This is a genomic window from Polaromonas sp. P1_G1 (assembly GCF_056405595.1).
This window is the reverse complement of the sequence record NZ_JBFUBU010000333.1, coordinates 1-349: the sequence shown is the minus strand read 5'-3', so window position 1 is coordinate 349 and position 349 is coordinate 1. Positions and strand designations below refer to the sequence as shown.

Annotated in this window: 1 protein-coding gene; it reads right to left on the bottom strand. The window is 46.7% G+C overall.

Annotation, left to right across the window (positions count from 1 at the left end; translation table 11 throughout):
* A partial coding sequence (locus AC1D1Y_RS27085) for a hypothetical protein (RefSeq protein WP_477685052.1) occupies positions 1-324 on the bottom strand: 324 nt, incomplete at its 3' end.
* Between the last annotated feature and the right edge of the window lie 25 nt (positions 325-349).

Sequence of the window (349 nt, the reverse complement as noted above, 5' to 3'; positions counted from 1 at the left end):
CCCTTTTGCTACGCCGGCCTCGTACAGTAGCCAAGGGCGATTTATGCTGTTTGGTGTGAGTAAGCAAACAACGTCAGACGCCGCCTCAAGTTTTTTCATGATCGCTGGATACCACTCGATCCCATACTCCATGCCTTGATTGCCTTTTCTGTCAGATGAGCGAAAAGATTTGAGTACACCTGCGCTTACGCTCGATAGTAGCTTGCTGAATGCCTCTGCAATCTCGGCATCGCGTGTATCGTGACTAATAAAAACCATTGGAGTACGAGGCTTTCTAGCTTCGTCTTTGTCGCTTGGCTTGGGATTGCTATCAATTTCACTCACAAATGTCTCCAAAAAAATCTATTGC